Below are 255 nucleotides of genomic sequence, written 5' to 3' on the forward strand. Positions count from 1 at the left end.
GAAATACGGTAGCTAGCTTTGATGCGAGTGCGAATAATGTGACAGTAACAACAACCTTAACAGGAGCCATCACGGGATTATCAGGCACGAATAAACTAAGTAGTGCCGGTGACTTTACAGCCGGCGTAGCGAATTTGACGAGCCAATTGATTTTCACAGGAACAGTAGGAACAGGAACCTTTACTTTCACCCCACAAAGTGGAACAGCGGTAACCAGTGGAACGGTACAAATAAATTCAGGAGTAGCCAATCACT

General features: G+C 45.1%; 1 protein-coding gene. It reads left to right on the forward strand.

Going from position 1 to position 255, the window contains the following annotated elements; all coding sequences use genetic code 11:
- Nucleotides 1-255: hypothetical protein (locus EWU23_RS13915; RefSeq protein WP_205753202.1), on the forward strand; the 255-nt coding region annotated here is incomplete at both ends.

It is taken from the genome of Aquirufa beregesia (assembly GCF_011090385.1).
Taxonomy (GTDB): domain Bacteria; phylum Bacteroidota; class Bacteroidia; order Cytophagales; family Spirosomataceae; genus Aquirufa; species Aquirufa beregesia.